Annotated in this window: 12 protein-coding genes; 11 read left to right on the top strand and 1 reads right to left on the bottom strand. The window is 44.9% G+C overall.

The genetic code is table 11. The features are described from left to right. The first annotated feature begins 21 nt into the window (after positions 1-21). Both Q5866_RS06710 and Q5866_RS06705 read left to right on the top strand, forming a co-directional pair. Positions 22-2,667 carry a zinc-dependent metalloprotease gene (locus tag Q5866_RS06710; RefSeq protein WP_292266921.1) on the top strand — a complete coding sequence of 882 codons (2,646 nt, stop codon included), beginning with the start codon at positions 22-24 and terminating at the stop codon, positions 2,665-2,667. Positions 2,668-2,693: 26 nt separating this feature from the next. After that, complete coding sequence (locus Q5866_RS06705; protein WP_292266917.1) at positions 2,694-5,288, top strand: zinc-dependent metalloprotease; 2,595 nt, start codon at positions 2,694-2,696, stop codon at positions 5,286-5,288. 91 nt (positions 5,289-5,379) lie between these two features. Here Q5866_RS06705 and Q5866_RS06700 read toward each other — a convergent pair whose 3' ends face one another. Then, positions 5,380-6,675, bottom strand: a complete 1,296-nt coding sequence (locus tag Q5866_RS06700) for a carboxymuconolactone decarboxylase family protein (protein WP_292266914.1) — start codon at positions 6,673-6,675, stop codon at positions 5,380-5,382. 183 nt (positions 6,676-6,858) lie between these two features. Between Q5866_RS06700 and Q5866_RS06695 the strand changes: the two genes are divergently transcribed. The 9 genes from Q5866_RS06695 to Q5866_RS06655 all read left to right on the top strand — a co-directional run bounded on the left by Q5866_RS06695 (position 6,859) and on the right by Q5866_RS06655 (position 18,714). Then, a complete protein-coding gene (locus Q5866_RS06695) occupies positions 6,859-7,755 on the top strand; it encodes an AraC family transcriptional regulator (protein WP_186977709.1) in 897 nt (298 codons plus the stop codon). A 622-nt stretch (positions 7,756-8,377) separates the two neighbouring features. Beyond that, a complete protein-coding gene (locus tag Q5866_RS06690) occupies positions 8,378-9,019 on the top strand; it encodes a DUF6266 family protein (RefSeq protein ID WP_186977707.1) in 642 nt (213 codons plus the stop codon). 12 nt (positions 9,020-9,031) lie between these two features. Then, positions 9,032-9,661: a hypothetical protein gene (locus tag Q5866_RS06685; protein ID WP_292266908.1), complete on the top strand. Its 630-nt coding sequence runs from the start codon at positions 9,032-9,034 to the stop codon at positions 9,659-9,661. A gap of 33 nt (positions 9,662-9,694) precedes the next feature. Continuing rightward, on the top strand, positions 9,695-10,279 hold the full coding sequence (locus Q5866_RS06680) for an RNA polymerase sigma-70 factor (RefSeq protein ID WP_186977705.1): 585 nt from the start codon (positions 9,695-9,697) through the stop codon (positions 10,277-10,279). 57 nt (positions 10,280-10,336) lie between these two features. Continuing rightward, positions 10,337-11,509 (top strand): FecR family protein, encoded by a 1,173-nt coding sequence (locus Q5866_RS06675; RefSeq protein WP_186977703.1) that lies wholly within the window; start codon positions 10,337-10,339, stop codon positions 11,507-11,509. Between the two features lie 85 nt (positions 11,510-11,594). Continuing rightward, a complete protein-coding gene (locus Q5866_RS06670; protein ID WP_099290313.1) occupies positions 11,595-15,278 on the top strand; it encodes a SusC/RagA family TonB-linked outer membrane protein in 3,684 nt (1,227 codons plus the stop codon). 12 nt (positions 15,279-15,290) lie between these two features. After that, positions 15,291-16,760 (top strand): RagB/SusD family nutrient uptake outer membrane protein, encoded by a 1,470-nt coding sequence (locus Q5866_RS06665; protein WP_303179633.1) that lies wholly within the window; start codon positions 15,291-15,293, stop codon positions 16,758-16,760. An 11-nt stretch (positions 16,761-16,771) separates the two neighbouring features. Then, a complete protein-coding gene (locus Q5866_RS06660) occupies positions 16,772-17,683 on the top strand; it encodes a hypothetical protein (RefSeq protein ID WP_303179631.1) in 912 nt (303 codons plus the stop codon). Positions 17,684-17,778: 95 nt separating this feature from the next. Beyond that, positions 17,779-18,714, top strand: a complete 936-nt coding sequence (locus tag Q5866_RS06655) for an ABC transporter ATP-binding protein (protein WP_176554891.1) — start codon at positions 17,779-17,781, stop codon at positions 18,712-18,714. The last annotated feature ends 6 nt before the right edge of the window (positions 18,715-18,720 follow it).

Here is an 18,720-nt window from a genome sequence, read left to right as displayed (position 1 = left end):
AATTGTTTCAAGATCACTGCTATGAGATTTAAAATCATTTTTGTTTTGCTGGCAATGTTATGTATTGCCACTACAGTGGATGCTCGTAAAAAAGATAAGAAAAAAGCGAGTCAGGAGGTGAAGTTAGAGAAGAAAGACTCTAAATATGAAGAATTATTTAAAGATAAAGCTTGTGAATCGGTAAAAGGAATGCTTACGATTCATAAAATGGATGGAAAGGTATATTTCGAATTACCATTGAGTTTGTTGGGGCGTGAGATGCTGCTTGGCTCGACGGTAAGTGAGATTACGGATAATCGTTTTTCTATCGTGGGAGAAAAGCCGTATGACCCTCTACATGTAGTGTTCACGAAGGCAGATTCGATGGTTAGCCTGCGTTTGGTTACGTCTGATTTTGTTTCCCGGGATGAAAATATAATCGAGAGGATTCGGGAAAGCAAAGTTCCTGCTATTTTGAGGAATTTCGAAGTAAAAGCCTATACTCCGGATAGTACGGCAATTGTGATAGACGTTACAAGTTTTTTCTTGGATGATATCGATAATATGGGACCTTTTAATCCATATAGTCCTATCACCGGGTATGGTAGAGCTTGGATAGAGAAAGAATTTAAAGCCGGAGATTCTCGAATTGCAACAATCAAGGCTTTTTCTGATAATATTAGTGTGCAGTCTTCTATGGTGTATACCGTGAATGTCAGGGATGAGCGATATTATTATATCTATAAGCAACCTTTCACGGCACTGATGAATCGTAGTTTGATTTTGTTGCCGGATGAACCGATGAAACCTAGACTGGCGGATCCTAGAATCAATATATTCGTGACAACGAAAACTTTATTCCGTAACGAGGGGAATGGGGTAAAAAGAATTTATTATGCCAATCGTTGGCGGTTGGAACCTAAAGACGAGGAAAAATTTCGTAATGGTGAATTAGTCGAGCCTCGTAAACCTATTATCTTCTACATAGATAATGCGTTTCCGGCAAGTTGGAAACCTTACATTAAAGAAGGAATTGAAAAATGGAATCTGGCTTTTGAAAAAATAGGTTTCAAGAATGCTGTTGTTACGAGAGATTTTCCCACGGATGATCTGGAGTTTGATCCTGATAATCTGAAATATTCTTGTGTTCGTTATTCTCCTTCTCAAGTAGCGAACGCTATGGGACCTTCTTGGACAGATCCGAGGAGTGGAGAAATATTAAATGCTTCTGTCTATTTATATCATAACCTCATACAGTTGGTGCAAGACTGGCGTTTTTTACAAACTTCTCCGGCAGATCCGGAGGTGAGGAAGATAAAATTTGGGGATGATATGCTAGGAGAATGTATTCGTTACGTGGTGAGTCATGAAGTCGGTCATTGTTTGTCCTTAATGCATAATATGGCTGGTTCTTCAGCTATCCCGACAGATTCTTTACGTTCCCCGGCTTTCACCCAAAAGTATGGAACAACGTATTCTATTATGGATTATGCGCGCAATAATTATATCGCCCAACTGGGAGATAAAGAACGAGGGGTACGCTTGACTCCCCCGGAATTGGGAATCTATGATTATTTTTCAATTAAATGGTTGTATACTCCTTTTTTGGATATGCGGACTCCGGAAGAAGAAGTACCGGTCTTGTCGGCTTGGATCAGTGAAAAGTCCGGAGATCCTATTTATCGGTATGGAAAACAGCAGCTTGATGTGCACATTGATCCCAGTTCCATGGAAGAGGACTTGGGAGATAATGCCGTGAAATCGGCAGAATACGGGGTGAGAAATTTGAAATACGTGTTGGAGCATCTCAATGAATGGGTAGGAAAGAAAGACTTTGATTACTCTTTCCGGGCAAGAATGTATAATGAGGTTTTATACCAATACTTGCGGTACGTGAATCACGTGTTAAGTAATATCGGGGGTATCTATTTGAATGAACGCTATGCAAGTGACAAACGCCCGAGTTACCAGCCTGTACCCAAAGAGAGGCAAAAACAAGCATTGCACTTCTTGTTGCAGGAGATGAAAGATCTTTCATGGCTGAATGGCGAGCAGTTTAAAGAGGGGTTTGCGTTATCGGGGAATATGTCGAATTTAATTGAAGATGAATTGTTTGAATCATTGATGAACTGTCCTTTTGCTTTAAATCTATGTGCCGAAAAAACAAAAAGTAATCCTTACACGGAAGAAGAATTTATGGAAGATTTTTCTCGTTTCGTCTGGGAATCAACCCGAAAAGGAAAAACATTAACAGAAACCGAAAAATCGTGGCAGATTAAATTCTTGACTCATGTGTTTGGAAATGCAGGTGTACAGAAGGGACTGAACGAAGAATCAATGGGTGCTTTAGCTTTTACCGCGAATCAATGTCAGGTTGCTATACCGGAGGTAATCAAGGAAAGAAGTCGTTCGTATTTCGGAATATTGCCTCCCTCTATTCTAGGGCGTTTCACGAATCAAGTGGAGCAGGTTGTTCCGATTTGTACAGATAATATGACACCTCGGGAAAAAGCCGGATTCGGTTTCTTTGTAGCGGCGCAACGGAAAGGTAAGCCTATGGAGCATTTTTATTTCTCTTTATTGAAAGACATACAACGTTTATTGAAAGAGAAGGCGACCACTGGGTCTTCAGATACTCGTGAGCACTATCGTTTACTCTTGTATAAGATTGAAAAAGCGTTGAAATAGTAAGTCCTGAAAATGTGAAATGAGATATGAAAAAGATTCTATATTTTAATATACTTGTTTTCTTGTTGTGCGGATGGGGTATGCCTGTTGCCGCGAAACAAAAGAAAGAAGAAGACCGACAAAAAACGGAAATAAAAACCCCTTATCAGAAGTTTTTTGAAGGTAAGAAAAAAGTGACCAAAGAAGGATGGATGAAAGTACACCGGATAAATGGAAAAGTGTACGTGGAGTTCCCCTCTGTTTATTTAGGAAAAGATATGTTGTTTGCTTCTTCCATTGAAAATACCAGTGATAATGGAGAAGGTGTTGTCGGGCAATTTGCCGGTGCGGGAATTGTTTTCCGGTTTATCAAGCAGGATTCAGTGATACAGGCAAATATGATTAGAAATCTTCCCTTTGACACGGGTGATAATCGGAACTTGACAGATTTGCTGCAAAAATCAAATTGTGGTGGTGTGTACACAAGTTTTAAAATAGAAGCGATAAATCCGACAGATTCATCCTATTTAATAGATATGACACCTCTCTTTCTGGAAAGTTCTTACAATACCAATCCGTTTTCCGGTTTTTCTGGAAATTCATTGTTCGGTTTTGTATCCAGAATTCATAATTACAGGGCGGAACGTTCGTTTTTGAAAGATATTGATGCTAAGGCATGGAACATAAATGTAAAATGTGAATTGAGTTATAATGTCGACCGTTTAATATTCGGGGCGTTTTTGAAAGATAAAGATGTACCCGTAACGGTAACTGTGAACAAGATGCTGACCCTATTGCCGGAAAATATGATGCGTCCTCGTTTGGCAGATCCCAGAATAGGTGTGTTACCCGAAAGGAAAATGAATTTTTCGGATTCGAAGGACGGGGCAAAGCAAATTTACCTTGCCAAGCGTTGGAGAATAGAACCAGTGAGTGAAAGCGATTATAAACAGGGGAAGATAGTGGAACCCCGTCAGCCGATTGTTTTTTACTTGGACTCTCTGATGCCTGAATTTTGGAAACCTTATGTCAGGGCTGGTGTTGAGGCTTGGAATCAGGCTTTTGAAAGAATCGGGTTTAAAAATGTTGTTCGAGTGAAGGATTTTCCCGTGAAGGATACGACTTTTGATGCTAATGACATTCAGTTTTCCACGATACGTTTTTCCCCGTCAGTATTATGGATGACGAATATACAGACTTCATTACATGAAGATCCGAGAAGCGGGGAAATTTTGAATGCGTCGATCTATATACACCAGAATTTGATTTATGCGATGATAAAAAATCGTATGGTGGCAACCATGACGGTGGATTCCTCCGTGAGGCATGTCTGTTTGCCTGATTCGGAAGTCGGTAATATGATGAAGATGCATGTGATGCAAGCTGTTGGAAAATGTTTGGGGTTGGCGGAGAACTTGGGTGCATCCTACGCGTATCCGGTGGATTCATTGCGTTCGGCTTCGTTTACAAAGGAATACGGGTTGAGTCCTTCGATAATGGATGATCTGGTTTATAATTATATCGCTCAGCCGGAAGATGTGCAAAAAGGCGTTCTTTTGGAGCCTAAAGGTTTAGGAGTATATGATTTTTTTGCCATAAAATGGCTGTATGAGCCTATCTACGGGGTACAAGATTTCCAAGAGGAACTCACGACACTTGACCGATGGATTAAAGAGAGCCAACAACAACCTTACTGTCGATTCGGTAGCAAGCAGATAGGATATCCTGTTTATGATCCTTCCGTGGCGCGAGGAGATTTGGGGGATGATCAAGTAAAAGCGTTGGGGTATTTGCTGAAGAATGCGAAAATAGCTGTTCAACACTTGAATGAATGGTATGCGGAAAATGACGAGAACTTACAGATGCGGGCAGAACTGTCCCAGTATCTGGACGGTCTGCTAACAGGTAGAATACAGGATGTGGCTAATATTATCGGTGGTATTTATCTCCGGGATGTGAGAAATGGTGATGATAAGCCTTCTTACGAAGTTATTCCTCGCGAGAAACAGCGTGCTGCGGTAAAATGTTTACTTCAATTGACAAATGAATTCTCTTGGCTTGACGATAATATATTGATGAATGAATTAGAAATTCAAGACAGTCGGGGAGATTTAATGCGACAGTTGGTCGTGTCCAGTTTGTTTGCTCGAATTAAACCGGTTGCCTTGTGTACGGAAAAATCTAAAGAGGCTTATTCGATTCGGGAATATATCAGTGATCTTTATCAATGGGTCTGGGGAAAAACTTTAAAGAACCAAAAACTGACTAGGAATGAAATGGATGTGCAAAGAGCTTTTTTGACAAGCGTTATACAAACTTCTGCGGTAGATGCTTCCGTATCATCTTTCGAACCAGTCGGTCAGGTTGCGTTAGTTACTCCTGAAAGAAATAATTTAGCCGCACGTTACTGTAAGACTGTTTTGGAACAAATGGTTCGTGACAGGGCAAAAATGCAGCAAAGTGGTTTCAGTCCGATACCCATGATTCAACAGAATAATTATCCTGTTGCCCATATTTATTACAAAATGTTGTTGGATATTCAACAGTTATTGAAAACGAGAATACAATCTAGTTCCGGGGCTACTCGTCAACACTATGATTATTTGTTGTTTAAGATAAGACGGGCTTTGGAATTGAAATAATCTATGTAAACTGTATCAGTGTTTATTCGATTTTAAATAAAAATCCCATTACTTCCCGAAAAAGTAATGGGATTTATTAAGTTGTATTTACTTATTCTATATCCTTAATAATATGTATCGCATTCAAAGTCAGAGGAAAACCGATATATGGCAGGCATTGAATCATGGCAGCGATGAGGGTTTCCTTGTTGTTTCCCGCTTTAAGGTTGCCTTGCGCGTGCGATTCGATTTGCCGTTCTGCACCGAGGGTTGCCAAGATGCAGAGGGATAATAATTCACGAGTTTTAATATCCAGTCCGCTCCGGGTGTAAAAGTCGCCGAAACACATTTCCGTGAGGAGGCGGGGAAGAGTGTCATTCATTCCGGCGGGGAGAGTTTTCAACGCTTCTTTCATTTTTTCGCCGTAGAGCGCGTGTTGGATTTCTTTCCCTTTCTCGAATCGTTCTTCCTCTTTCACGGTTTCTTGGGATTCCAACGGTAGGGCGATACCACGTTCTTTGAATACCTCGTTGAGCGTGCCAAGTGCGTTCAGTGTTTTCGGGAAACCGATAAACGGGGCGCACAAGTAAACTAATTCCCGCAATTCAACGGGAGTTACTCCCGCATTCAAGGCTGCCCCAGCGTGGGCTTTCAGTTGTGGCAACGTCTGCATCGCGGTTAATGTAATGCAGGTGATCATCTCGCGTGTTTTCATGTCCAGATTGTCGGTGCGGAAAATATCCCCGAAGATGAACTTCTGGAGAATATCCATCATTTCCGGATCCGAACCTTGTCCGGTTAATGCTTCTCCGCCAAACAAGGTGGTATAATTCTTTTTGCATAACTCGATTCTATCCGTATCTTTTTCATTTTTAGGCGTTTCTTGTGCGAAAGTCGAAATCGTTTCCGAGTATTCCTCGTCAGTCACTTCGCCCATCCATTCCGTGTTGTTCTCGCTGACTCTGGGCGTAATTCCGATATGCGTGAAGCGGCTGTCCGGGGCGGCTCCATGCCAGTGAATCGTGTTGGCGGGGATATTCACCACGTCGCCGGGTTGTAAGCGTCGTGCCGGTTTACCTTTTTCTTGGTAGTAACCGATGCCTTCCGTGCAAAGCAAAATCTGACCTATCGTGTGCGAATGCCAGTAATTGCGTGTTCCCGGGGCAAAAGTGACATTGTACACGTTACATTCGTACTCCGGTTGACCGGATAGGTATTGCAACCAAGCTTCCCCGGTGAAATTTGCCGTAACGGGTGTGCCTAAACCTAGCACCGGCTCCGTTTTCTTTGTAGATGCTTCCATCGTTAATTTGTTTTGATTATTATTTTTACTGTAAGTGCCATTCTTGCATGAATTTGTAAATGTCATGACCATGCAAACCATTATTAAAACGAAATTCTTTCTCATGTGTATTTTGTTTTAGGTTAAAATTTCAGTTTAATTCTATCCGATTTCTTTATTACAAAGATATTTCACCTCGTGTGATAGGATGGTATATGGATTACGGATGTTTGTACCCATTTTACAGGTCGGGAATAAATTCATAAAGAAAATTTTTAACTTTGTATCAGACATATAATAATAGAACCCATGGACGAGATATTGAATATTGAAACAATAGACCAGTACAATAAGCTGTACAATCAGGAAACGTTGCACCCTCTCGTGAGTGTTGTCGATCTTTCGAAATCAAAAGAGAGAAGGTATTGCCGGATGAATTTTGGTCTTTACGCTCTCTTCTTGAAGGAAGTCAAGTGCGGGGATATGCGTTACGGGCGTAATTATTACGATTACCAAGAAGGGACGGTAGTTTGTATCGCCCCGGGACAGGTGGTCGGTTTCGAGGACACGGGCGAGGTCTATCAGCCGAAGGGGCGGGGATTGGTGTTTCATCCCGATTTGATTCGGGGTACGTCATTGGCGCGGGATATCAAGAATTACTCTTTTTTCTCTTACGAGTCGAACGAGGCTTTGCACCTTTCGGAGCGGGAGAGGGGAATCGTGCTCGACTGTCTGAACAAGATATTGATGGAATTGGAGCACTCGATTGATAAGCATAGTAAACGGCTTATTGTCACGAATATCGAGTTATTGCTTGATTACTGTACCCGTTTCTACGAGCGGCAGTTTATCACTCGCGAGAGCGTGAACAAGGATACGCTCACGAGGTTCGAGAATCTGATAAACGAGTATTTCCAAAATCAGGTACAGACGGAAGGATTGCCTTCCGTGAAATATTTTGCAGATAAAATATGCTTGTCACCCAATTACTTCGGGGATTTGATTAAAAAGGAAACGGGGAAATCGGCACAGGAATATATCCAGTTGAAATTGATAGGTGTCGCCAAAGATAAAGTGCTTAACCCAGCTAAAACGATCAGCCAGATCGCTTACGAACTGGGATTCCAATACCCGCAGCATTTCGTGCGTGTTTTCAAAAAGCGGGTGGGGTGTACCCCGTCGGAGTATCGGTTGCAAGGTTCGTGATGTTTTTTTTCAATGTATTATGGAGAATAAAGGCTATCGAAAACAACCTTCGCGAAATTAACTTATCCAAAGGCGAAGGGAAGTTACCAGATTCCATAACACGTGTAGAGCGATAACATGACCGAATCCTAGCTGAATTCTTGTGTGCCAGAAGATTAAGGCTCCGGCGAAGATAGCCAAGAAGAACGTTATAGGCATGTTATAGATATGGTATATCGTGAAAAGAGTTGCCGATAGGTAGAAAATAACGGTAGGGTGGGGATTCCATTTGTAAAAGAAATGGAAGTTTGTGGTGATAGATATGCATAAATATCGATTACTGGGTGTGGTTTCCGGTAATTATAGTTTATTGTATAAAATAATATAAAAGACATACTTCAATAGGGTATATTACTGTAATATTATAGTTATTTTCTAGGTATCCGCTCCTATTCACTTCCCATTCTACTCCCATTTAAAGTCTATTTTAATAAAATATTTATTGTATTTTATTTGCATTTAGATGGATTTTATTATATATTTGTCCTATCGGATATTTGTTATAGATAACGGTGAATGATAGGATTTTCTTATGATTTGACCGATAAGTAGGTATGTATGGTGTAAGTAAAACAAGGAAGGTATGGCTACATTAAATGATTCTTTATTGAGTGGAGCGTCAGGGAAACTTGATGGCTACGTGATTTATCGGGTGGGGAAGAAGACGTATATGCGGAAATTGGCGGAGAATGTGTCTAACCCTCGTACGGACGGGCAGACGATGCAGCGGGCGAAGTTGCCGGGGGCACAGACGATGTATCGTGCGATGCGGGATGGTATGTTGAAAGATGTGCTTGATGTTGCCGCTCGCGAGGAAGAGCGGCGTTCCGGTTATCATTGGTTTTTGCACGCTAATATGAACGTGTTCGGGAAAGAGCACTATATTGATTACTCGAGATTGGAATTGACGGCAGGGAGTTTGCAATTGCCTTTCGAGATGAAAATGATCGAGGGGGACGAAACGTACGCTTTGTTTAGTTGGATAGATAATTCCGGTTCGGTGACGGCACAGGCGACAGATCGGTTGCTGGTAGCTGCGATCTTTGACGATGAACCGTATAGTCCGGTGGTGTTGGAGATGGATAGGTCGTGCAGGGGTGACGGTGCGGGAGTCGTGAATTTGCCCGAGGGTACGTGGAAAACGGTACATTTATATTGTTTTTTCGCTTCGGAAACGGAGAGGCGTTATTCCCCGTGCCGGTATTTTAGTATTAGTAAATCTTAAAAAGAAACGGTTATGGCTATATTCGATTCGACTATTTTTCGAGATTTGTCAGGGTCCGTGGGAAACGTGACTGCGTATAAATTGGGTGACAAGCAGGTGGCAAGGGCAAAGACTTTTGTCGTGCGGGATGCGAAGTCTTTGGCTCAGTTAAAGCAGCGTTTGCGGATGAAAGAGGTTGCCCGGCTTAGGCGGGGGATTGTGGGGGTGTTGCCCTTGGGGTTTTGTACTTCGTCAAGGAAGGTGTGTTTGAATGGTTTCTTGAAAGAGAATATCAAAAAAGTGGAGGTTGATGATGATTTGAACGTGACGTTCGATTTGTTGTCCCTTTCGCTTTCTGCCGGGGAGTTGGCGTTGCCGTCGATACAGGCGGAGGTTGACGGGGATATGCGGCGGGTGATGTTTCATTGGGTGAAGCAACCGTTGATGCCTTACATGTTCAAGGATGACCGTTTGTACGGGGTGGTATATGAAAGTGGCTTGCGGAGGTGTAGGAAGGTGGAGTTGGGGACGAGGGGTGTGAGTGGGGATATGGCGTGGGAGTTGCCGAAAGATTGGGACGCGGGGAAGTTGGTGGTGTACGGTTTTGCCGTGAGTGCGGACGGGAAGAAGGCGTCGGGGACGTTGGGCGTGTGCCGGAGTTGAACAGGATGTGGTGGCTCGTAAAGATGTCGTAAGATGGATGATTTTCAAGATAGTGATGTGTTGGTGAAGTCCTTGCGGAGTGGTGAGGAAAGGGCATTCGTGTATCTTTTCGATAATTATTATGACGGTTTGGTGAATTATGCCGGGCGTATCGTGAAGGAGGTGGAGTTGGCAAATGATTTGGTGCAGAGCACGTTTTGTAAACTTTACGAGGATAGGAAGGTGTTGGATGTGCGATTGTCGATTAAGTCGTATTTGTATAAGTCCGTGTATAATAGTTGTTTGAATGCGATTAAACATCAAAAGGTTGTCCGTAATTATATCGACCGTGAGATGTTGGATTTTTATTTCGAGGAGGTTGTCCAGCGACCGGAGGTAGAGGTGGAATTGCTGGAACAGGATATAAGAAAGGTGCTTGAAGAGGCTGTAGAACGGTTGCCTGAGCGTTGCCGGGAGGTATTTGTCTTGAGTAAAATGGAGGAATTGTCTAATAAGGAGATCGCGGAGAAGTTGAATGTTTCCGTGAAAACGGTTGAAGCACAGATGACTAAAGCTTTGTCCCGTTTGCGGAAGGATTTGGAATGGTTACTTTGTGTTATTTTTGTTACAAATTTTTGATTCGGGCGTAGGGGTTATCCTTTTCAGAGTTGTCATATATGTATAAAGGAAAATACTATGGCAAACGAGATGGATGAATTGATATGGCGAGTGCTTGACGGGAAGGCTTCTCCCGGGGAGATTCGCCGTGTGGCGGAGTGGGTGAAGGAGTCCGGCAATAGGGCGTATTTCCGACAGTTGCGGAAGGTCTGGAATCTGGTGAATGGTCCGAGTGTTACCCCGGAACGGAAACGGGTGGAGTTGGAGCGTTTTCGGAATTTCATGCGTCAACAGCCCGTGAGAAAAGAGAGGCGTTTGGTTTGGAAAGAGGGGTGGTACAAGTATGCTGCCGTTATAGTTATTCCTGTTTTGATAGCTGTTTATTTGTCGTGGTACGAGTTTGCGCGGGAGGATACGCGGGTGCTTTTGAACGAGGAACCGGTGTATCCGGGTACCCGTCAAGCGATATTGACTATCGCGGGCGGGGATACGATAGCCTTGCCTCCGAATCGGGATGTGGATATTCAATTGGCTGGTCAAGTGCGTGTTGTCGGTTCGGGAGAGAGTATCGCTTACGAGTTGGGCGAGGGGGAGTGCGCGAGTGAGGAGCGGTATAATACGTTGACGACTCCGGTCGGGGGTGAGTATCAAGTGGTGTTGTCCGACGGGTCCCGGGTGTGGTTGAACGCGTTGACACGACTGCGTTACCCGGAGATATTCAAGGAGGATTGTCGTGAGGTGCATTTGAGCGGGGAAGCTTATTTCGAGGTGGCGCATGATCCGGAGCGTCCGTTCGTGGTGGTGGCGAACGGGGTGGAGGTGACGGTTTACGGCACACGGTTTAACGTGAATAATTACGGGACGGACGTGGTACGAACCGTGTTGGTTGACGGTAAGGTGGGAATACGGGTTATGGAGTCGGGCAAAGAGGTGGTGTTGAGCCCGAATGATATGGCGGAGTTTTTCGAGGTGTCGCGGTCTGTAAAAGTGAGGAAGGTTGACCCGTACGTGTACACGGCGTGGAAGGAGGGTAAATTCGTGTTTGAGGATGAGCCTATCGAGGAGATTATGAAGCGTTTGAGTAACTGGTATGGCATAAAAGTTCTTTATGCTGACGAACGGGTGAAGAAGCAGACGTTCACGGGGGTGATTACCCGTTACACGGAGGTGAGTAACGTGTTGCATTTGATCGGGGAAACGGCTGTCGTGCGCTTTCAGTTGAATGGAAATGTCGTGACCGTGGGTACGTGATAAAAATAAAACCGGTAGTTATTGGGCTAACTACCGGTAATAGATTGATGCGTTTGCATCAAAATGTCAAACTAATTGCAAAGTTATGAAAAAATTTGAAGAATCGGGAATTTATGTCGCGAGAGGGTGTGTATTGCTGTTATTTTTGTTGTTTACGACGGGAGTTATGGCGCAACACCAGAAGGTGACGATCGACGTGAGAGATGTCGGTGTACAGGAAGTGTTTAAATCCATTAACAAGCAGACGGGGTTGGATTTCGTGTACGGGGCGTTGCAGTTGAAAGAGCTTGGTACGGTGACACTTCAGATGAGGGATGTGACGGTGGAGGAGGTGATGGCGAAGTTGTTTGCCGGGACACAGTTCGAGTACAAGTTTGAAATGAAGTCGATTGTTATCAAGAAAAAGGAGAAGAGGGATGAGGTGAGGAACCGGAGTTTGAGCGGAAGCGTGAAGGACGAGAATGGAAAACCGTTGCCGGGCGTGACGGTGGCGGTGAAGGGGATTAGTTTGGGTACTGCCACGGATAAGGATGGGAAGTATAAGTTGGTTTTCCCGTGGGTGGAGAAGCCGGTTATCGTGTTTTCTTTTATCGGTATGGAAACTTTGGAGGTCAAGTACGCGGGCAATGACACGATCAATGTGGTGATGAAGGAGTGTGTCGCTGAGTTGGAGGAGGTGTTGGTGCAAACGGGTTACCAGTCGATTGACCCGAGAAAGAACACCAGTGCTGTTACCACGATTAAGGCCGCAGATATTATTACTCCGGGGTTGCAGACGATAGACCAGATGCTGGAGGGGTACGTGCCGGGGATGGTTTTTATGCAGAACACGGGACAGATTGGTGCCGCACCGCGTTTGCGCGTCAGGGGGACTTCCACCGTGTTGGGGTCGCAGGAGCCGTTGTGGGTGATTGACGGGATCGTGCAAGAGAATCCGGTGAACGTGGATCCCTCGCAGATTAATGATTTGGATTTCGTGAATCTGTTGGGGAATGCCATATCCGGCTTGAATCCGGAGGACATCGAGCAAATCGACGTGCTGAAGGATGCTTCGGCAACGGCTATATACGGTGCCCGTGCGGGGAATGGCGTGATCGTGATCACGACGAAGAAGGGGAAGGCGGGTCCGCCCTCGGTGTCTTATTCGTTTTCCGGCACGTATACCCGTCGCCCTTATTACACGGACCGTGCTGTGAACGTGATGAATAGCGAGGAACGGATTGATTTCTCGCGTGAGTTGATTGCCAAGCAGACGGTTTACCCGACAATTAAGACTTGGATCGGGTACGAGGAAGCGATCAGGAAGTATTACAGGGGGGAGATTTCTTTCGAGAAGTTCCAGCAAGACGTGGGGTATTACGAGCGAGTGAACACGGATTGGTTCGATCTGTTGATGCAGAATTCATTCTCGCATAAGCACACGCTGAGTTTGTCGGGCGGAACGGACAAGACGAAGTATTACGCTTCCGTGGGGTATAGCGATATGAAGGGTGCCGAGCGGAGGGAGAAGAATAAGTTGTACTCGGTCAGCTTGAAGGTGGATGTGAATTACAATCGTTTCGATTTGCATTTTGATATGAAAGGGAACGTGGGAGAGAAGAGATACACGCCTTCGGATGTGGGTGTCACGGAATACGCTTATAATACCACGAGGGCTCTTCCTGCCTACACGGAATCGGGTGATTACTGGTATTACGCGCGGGAGGGAAGCGATAATACGGGGTATTATCAATTGTTTAATATCTTGAAGGAGGTGGAAAACAGCACGCAGGATATTGATTCTCACGGGATGACTTTTACCGGAACGTTGGGGTACCGTATCATGGACCCGTTGAAGTTTGCCTTGACGCTTTCTTATTCGGTGAATAACACGGAACAGGATATCTGGCACGGGGAGGATACTTATTATTGCAGGAAGTTGAGGTCGAATATGCCGGATGGCTCGGAGAATCTTAATTATAATAGATTGCCCGTGGGTGGGGAATTGCAGGAGAAGAACACGAGAAGGAATGCCTATACTTTGAGGGGACAGTTGAATTTTAACAAGTATTTGGATGTTGCCCGGAATCACATGATCGTGGCGGCTGTAGGTGGGGAAATGTCTTCTAACAAGTACAAGGGGCTGGAACAGACTTATCGCGGTTTTTTGAAGGAACGCGGGTTGCAGATGGCGGAGATTGATTTGAAAAAGTACGTGAAGTACGCGGAGTGGTTGCAAACGGCAGAGGCGAAGGGGATTCGTACTGATCAGTTGACGAATATGATTTCGGGGTATTTCACGTTGTCGTATAGTTACAAGGATTACTATACTTTGAATTTTAATACCCGCGTGGATGCCTCGAACAAGTTTGGTTCCCGCGCGAATGATAAGTTTTTGCCGATATGGTCGGTTTCCGGGAGGCTTAATTTGAAGGAGGCGTTTATGGAGCGTGCCAATTGGGTGAACACGTTGGCTTTGAGGGCTTCGTTCGGTTATCAGGGAAATATGCTGGATTCGGAAACGGTGGAAACTGTAATAAAGCGGGGAACGCATGACAAGTATTTTAACGAGTACGCTTCTACGATTTACAAGTATCCCAATCCTTTGTTGAAGTGGGAGAAAATTTCCAGCGTGAATACGACTTTGGATTTTGCTTTTTTGAAAAATAAGATCCGGGGTTCTGTTTCTTATTATTACAAGAAGACGAGGGATGCTTTTTTGAGCAAGAAGGTTTCGGAGGTTAACGGAATAGATGCTTACGTGGTGAACAAGGGTACGTTGACGAATCGGGGGATGGAGCTTGCGTTGAATTTTATCCCGGTGAACACGTTTGGCGGTGGTTCGAAAAACGGTTTTCGTTGGAGTTTTGATCCCCAGTTCGGTCAGGTGATTAATAAGTTGCTTAACAAAGCTATAAATAACGGCAAGAAGCAGAGTTTGCGCGACGAGGATAATATTACTTACACGGATTATTTGAATGGAAGGGTAGAAGTTGCCGGTCGACCGTTGAATAGTTTCTTCTCTTACCGTTTCGCGGGTTTGGACCCGGCGGATGGCCGCCCGATGTTCAGTGGCACAGAGGTTAATTACACGGTGAATGGAGAGGAAGTGCTGGGAGAAGATGGCGAGGTGATCACGAACAAGAGTCGTTACGCTGAGATGACGAAGGAGCAGGTGTTCCTGGAAGTGATGGATTATTCCGGTTGCCGTGTGCCGAAGTTGCAGGGAGGAGTTCGTAATACATTTTCTTATAGAGGATTTGCGTTGGCGTTGAATTTGAGTTATAGTATAGGTTCCAAGGTGCGTTTGTTGAGAATGTACCCGAATATTGCCAAGGAGAACGGAACGTTGGCTCCACAGCCGATGGAGAACGTTCGCCGGGAGTTTTTAAGGCGTTGGAAGAGCCCGGGGGATGAGGCGTACACGAATGTGCCGGGGATTATATCGGATGATGAGTTCGTGAAGTCTTTGTCTAACGGTTGGTGGCGTAAAGAAACGTATTCGTTCGGGACGAATATCTGGCAAATGTATGATTACTCGGATATTCGTGTCGTGAGCGGGAATTATCTTAAAATACAATCGGTGTCGTTGCGTTATAATGTGCCGACGAGATGGTGTAACCGGTTGTTTTTGAAAAGTGCTTACGTGAGTTTGTCGGGTACAAACCTGTACACTTGGGGGGCTAAGGCGTTGAAAGGGCAGGATCCTTCCACGCAAACGGGTAGTTCGACGAAAATCGCGCAGTCCGTGCGTCCCACGTATTCGTTTAGTTTGAATGTAACTTTTTAATCGAGTATGGTTATGAGAAAGATGATTTATGTTTTGTGGCTGTGTTGCTTGGGTGGTCTTTTTTCCGCTTGTAGCGGTTTTTTGGAAGAGTACTCGCAGGATTTGACTTATATACAGACCGTGGATGATTTGAATGAGCTTTTGGTGGGAAGCGGTTATATTTCAAACACGTCGGATTTTTTGCCTATGTTGCACGTGATGGATGATGACACGGAGTACGTGAGAAAACCCACGACGCCGGGATATTGGGGGTTCCATTATTGGTTGGCTAATCCTTTCGTGTCTAGTGCCGGGGTGGAGCAGAAGGACGGGGTGTGGTCGACGTTTTATAAATATCTGGCGGCGATTAACGTGGTGATGACTAAAGCGGAGGATTTCGCGTCGGAAGGCGAGGCGTATAGAAAAGTGAAGGGTGAAGCTTATTTCTTGAGGGGGATGGATTATTTTTATCTGGTGAATTTGTACGCGAAGCCGTATTCCGCCAAGACGGCGGCGAGTGAACCCGGTGTGCCGTTGAAGTTGACGGAGTATGTCGAGGATAAGCATTACGTGCGGGCTTCGCTGGCTGAGGTGTACGCTTCGATTGTTTCCGATTTGAAGAGTGCTGCCGTTTATCTGGAGGGAACGACGCAAACAACGAAGAGAAGGGCGAACGTGGACGCGGCACGTGCTATGTTGAGCCGGGTGTACCTGTACATGGCGGGAGAGGAGAATTGGGAGAATTGTGTGGCGATGTGCGATTCCGTTTTGAAGAGTAAACGGTACGATTTGTATGATATTAACGAGCATGAGCCCAAGAAGGATTTTATTTTTTTGGATTCCCCGGAAACGATATTCACGCAGGGAAAGTGTAGTGCCCGAAACCCGATATTCATGGGACAATCTCAAGTAGCTACTTATATGCTGACACAGGATTTGCTGGGGAGGTATGATGCGGATGTCGATTTGAGGTATTCTCATTGGTTTAATAACGTGAGGAATATCGGGTGGATTTGGATGAAGTATTCGCCTTTAACGCCGGTTGTTTCGACGATGGTTTCGAGCGAGTTTTTGCTTCGGTTGCCGGAGGTGTATTTGAATAAGGCGGAGGCATTGATTATGTTGGGACGCACGGAGGAGGCGGTAGAGGTGTTGAGGGCGTTGAGAGAAAAACGTTTGGTGGAGGGGACAATGGATGTTATTCCCTCGAATCAGAAGGATTTGGTGGATTTCGTGCGGCTGGAACGCCGTTTGGAGTTGTGTGGGGAGGGGCACCGTTGGTTTGATTTGCGGCGTTACGCTATTCACCCGACTTTCCCGGAAGAGAAGGAGATTATACACGAGTATGTGAATCAATCGGCACGTATCGGTTATTACAGGTTGGCTCCTTATTCCGAGAATAGCGGGAATTGGGTATGGCCGATACCGGAGTACGCGATTACTTTTAATGACGGTACGTTGGTCGCTAACGAGAGGGATGGTGCGCCTTTGGTTGAATATTAAAAAAGAGAGAGATGAAAAAGATTTTATTTGTATGGATGCTGTGTTGCGGGCTGATGGCTTGTAACCGGGATGATAAGGATACTCATGTTTCTTATAAAGATATGGAGTGGTATGTGGTGGAGGATAGCGACGACGAGTTAGACCATTTGATTTACGAGGTTTATAAATCTACGGGGATTCCTCTTTTTTACAAGGACACGATTCGGAGTCGTACGGAGGTGAATGAATGGGGGGGAGAGTACACGCTTTACCAGATATTGAACCCGAATTACATGATAGAGGGTATGTCTAAATTGTGGACATTCACGAAGTCGACGGACCGGGAAAAATTGAAGAAGGGGGTGGAGTTGTTTCGGGATGAGGTGTATCCCAAGCTCCCGAAAGGATATCGCTCGGCGTGTTATCTTTTGGTGGATCAGTTGCGTCAAAAGGAGTTTTATACGGATGTCGTGGGGGCTCGTAAGGGGATGAATACGACGGTTATCGGTCGGGTGGCAGAAGTGGACGAAATGTCCGAGGAGGAGCGGGAGCGTTTGGCTTGGGAAGTTGTCGCGGAGGAAGTGTATGATAGGATCCAGTTGAATTATTCCAAGGAGGTGGATGCGTTTTTTCAAGTGAGTTTCGTGCTGTGCAAGAAAAAAGACGTGTATTCGGATATTATCACGAAGTTCAAGAGTAATATTCCGAATTATAATGCCGGATCGAATGGGGCGGCGACAGACCCGAGGGAGGCCGGTTTCTTGCGCTGGTGGCAGAGTAAAAGGTATACACCGGAGTATAAGGATGATGTGTGCAGTTATCTGATAGAGGTGTTGATGGGTGATGACGAGGGGTTCGCGGAAAGGAACGCAGGGTTTAAAGGATGTCTCGAGAAATATGATATTATAAAAAGTATTGCCGTGGAGATGGGGCTTAGGAAATAAGTTTTTGTGTGGTGCATTTTGATGATGGTAAGGAGGTGTGTTTGTACACACCGCCTTACCCCTAGAATATATTATGTTGTATGTAAATGAATTGTATGAAAAATCCAATTGTAAGAGTGGAACATTTATCTCATCGTTACACGGTGCAGTGGGCGATAGAAGATATTAATTTTGAGATTGAAGCGGGAGGAATCGTGGGATTGTTGGGATCTAACGGTGCGGGTAAGTCAACGACCATGAATATTATTTGCGGGGTGTTGAATCAGACTCGCGGGGAGGTGTTTATTGATGGGGTTAATTTGAGAGAACATCCCGTGGAAGCAAAAAGGAATATCGGTTTTTTACCCCAAAAGCCGCCGATTTATCCGGATTTGAATGTCGAGGAGTATTTACGGTTTTGTGCGGACTTGAGGTTTGTCGCTAAAAAAGATATTCAGTCGGCGGTGAACCGGGCAATGGCACGTTGCGGTATCACGCATTTCAAGGATCGTTTGATACGGAATTTATCCGGGGGATACCAGCAACGCGTGGGAATAGCCCAAGCTATCGTGCATGACCCTAAGTTCGTGATATTGGATGAACCGACTAATGGTTTGGACCCGAATCAGATCGTGGAGGTTCGTAATTTGATTCGAGAGATTGCCTCGGATCGTACGGTTTTGCTTTCCACTCATATTTTGTCGGAAGTGCAGGCTACATGTCGGGATATAAAGATGATCGAGTGCGGGCGTGTTGTTTTCTCCGGTACGGTGGATGATTTTGACAATTATATCAAACCTAACACGTTGTTGGCATGTTTTGAACGCCCTCCGCTGGAAGATGAATTGTTGGCCGTGGAGGGAATCACCAAGGTGAAAAAAGTGAACGAGAAGAATTATCGCCTGTGGTTTGACGGTGGGCGGGATGTGTCAAAGGATGTGGTGAAGTGCAGTGTGAAGAATGGTTGGGAGTTGGAAGAGATTCGTTTCGAGAAGAGTTCTTTGGATGCCGTGTTCGCAAAATTGTCAAATAAAGAGATTCGTGAATTATAAAACGTG

Origin of the sequence: uncultured Butyricimonas sp., assembly GCF_959596855.1 — a bacterium.
GTDB lineage: Bacteria > Bacteroidota > Bacteroidia > Bacteroidales > Marinifilaceae > Butyricimonas > Butyricimonas muris.
Note: the sequence above shows the minus strand (reverse complement) of the source record. Positions and strands in the feature narration are given on the sequence as shown.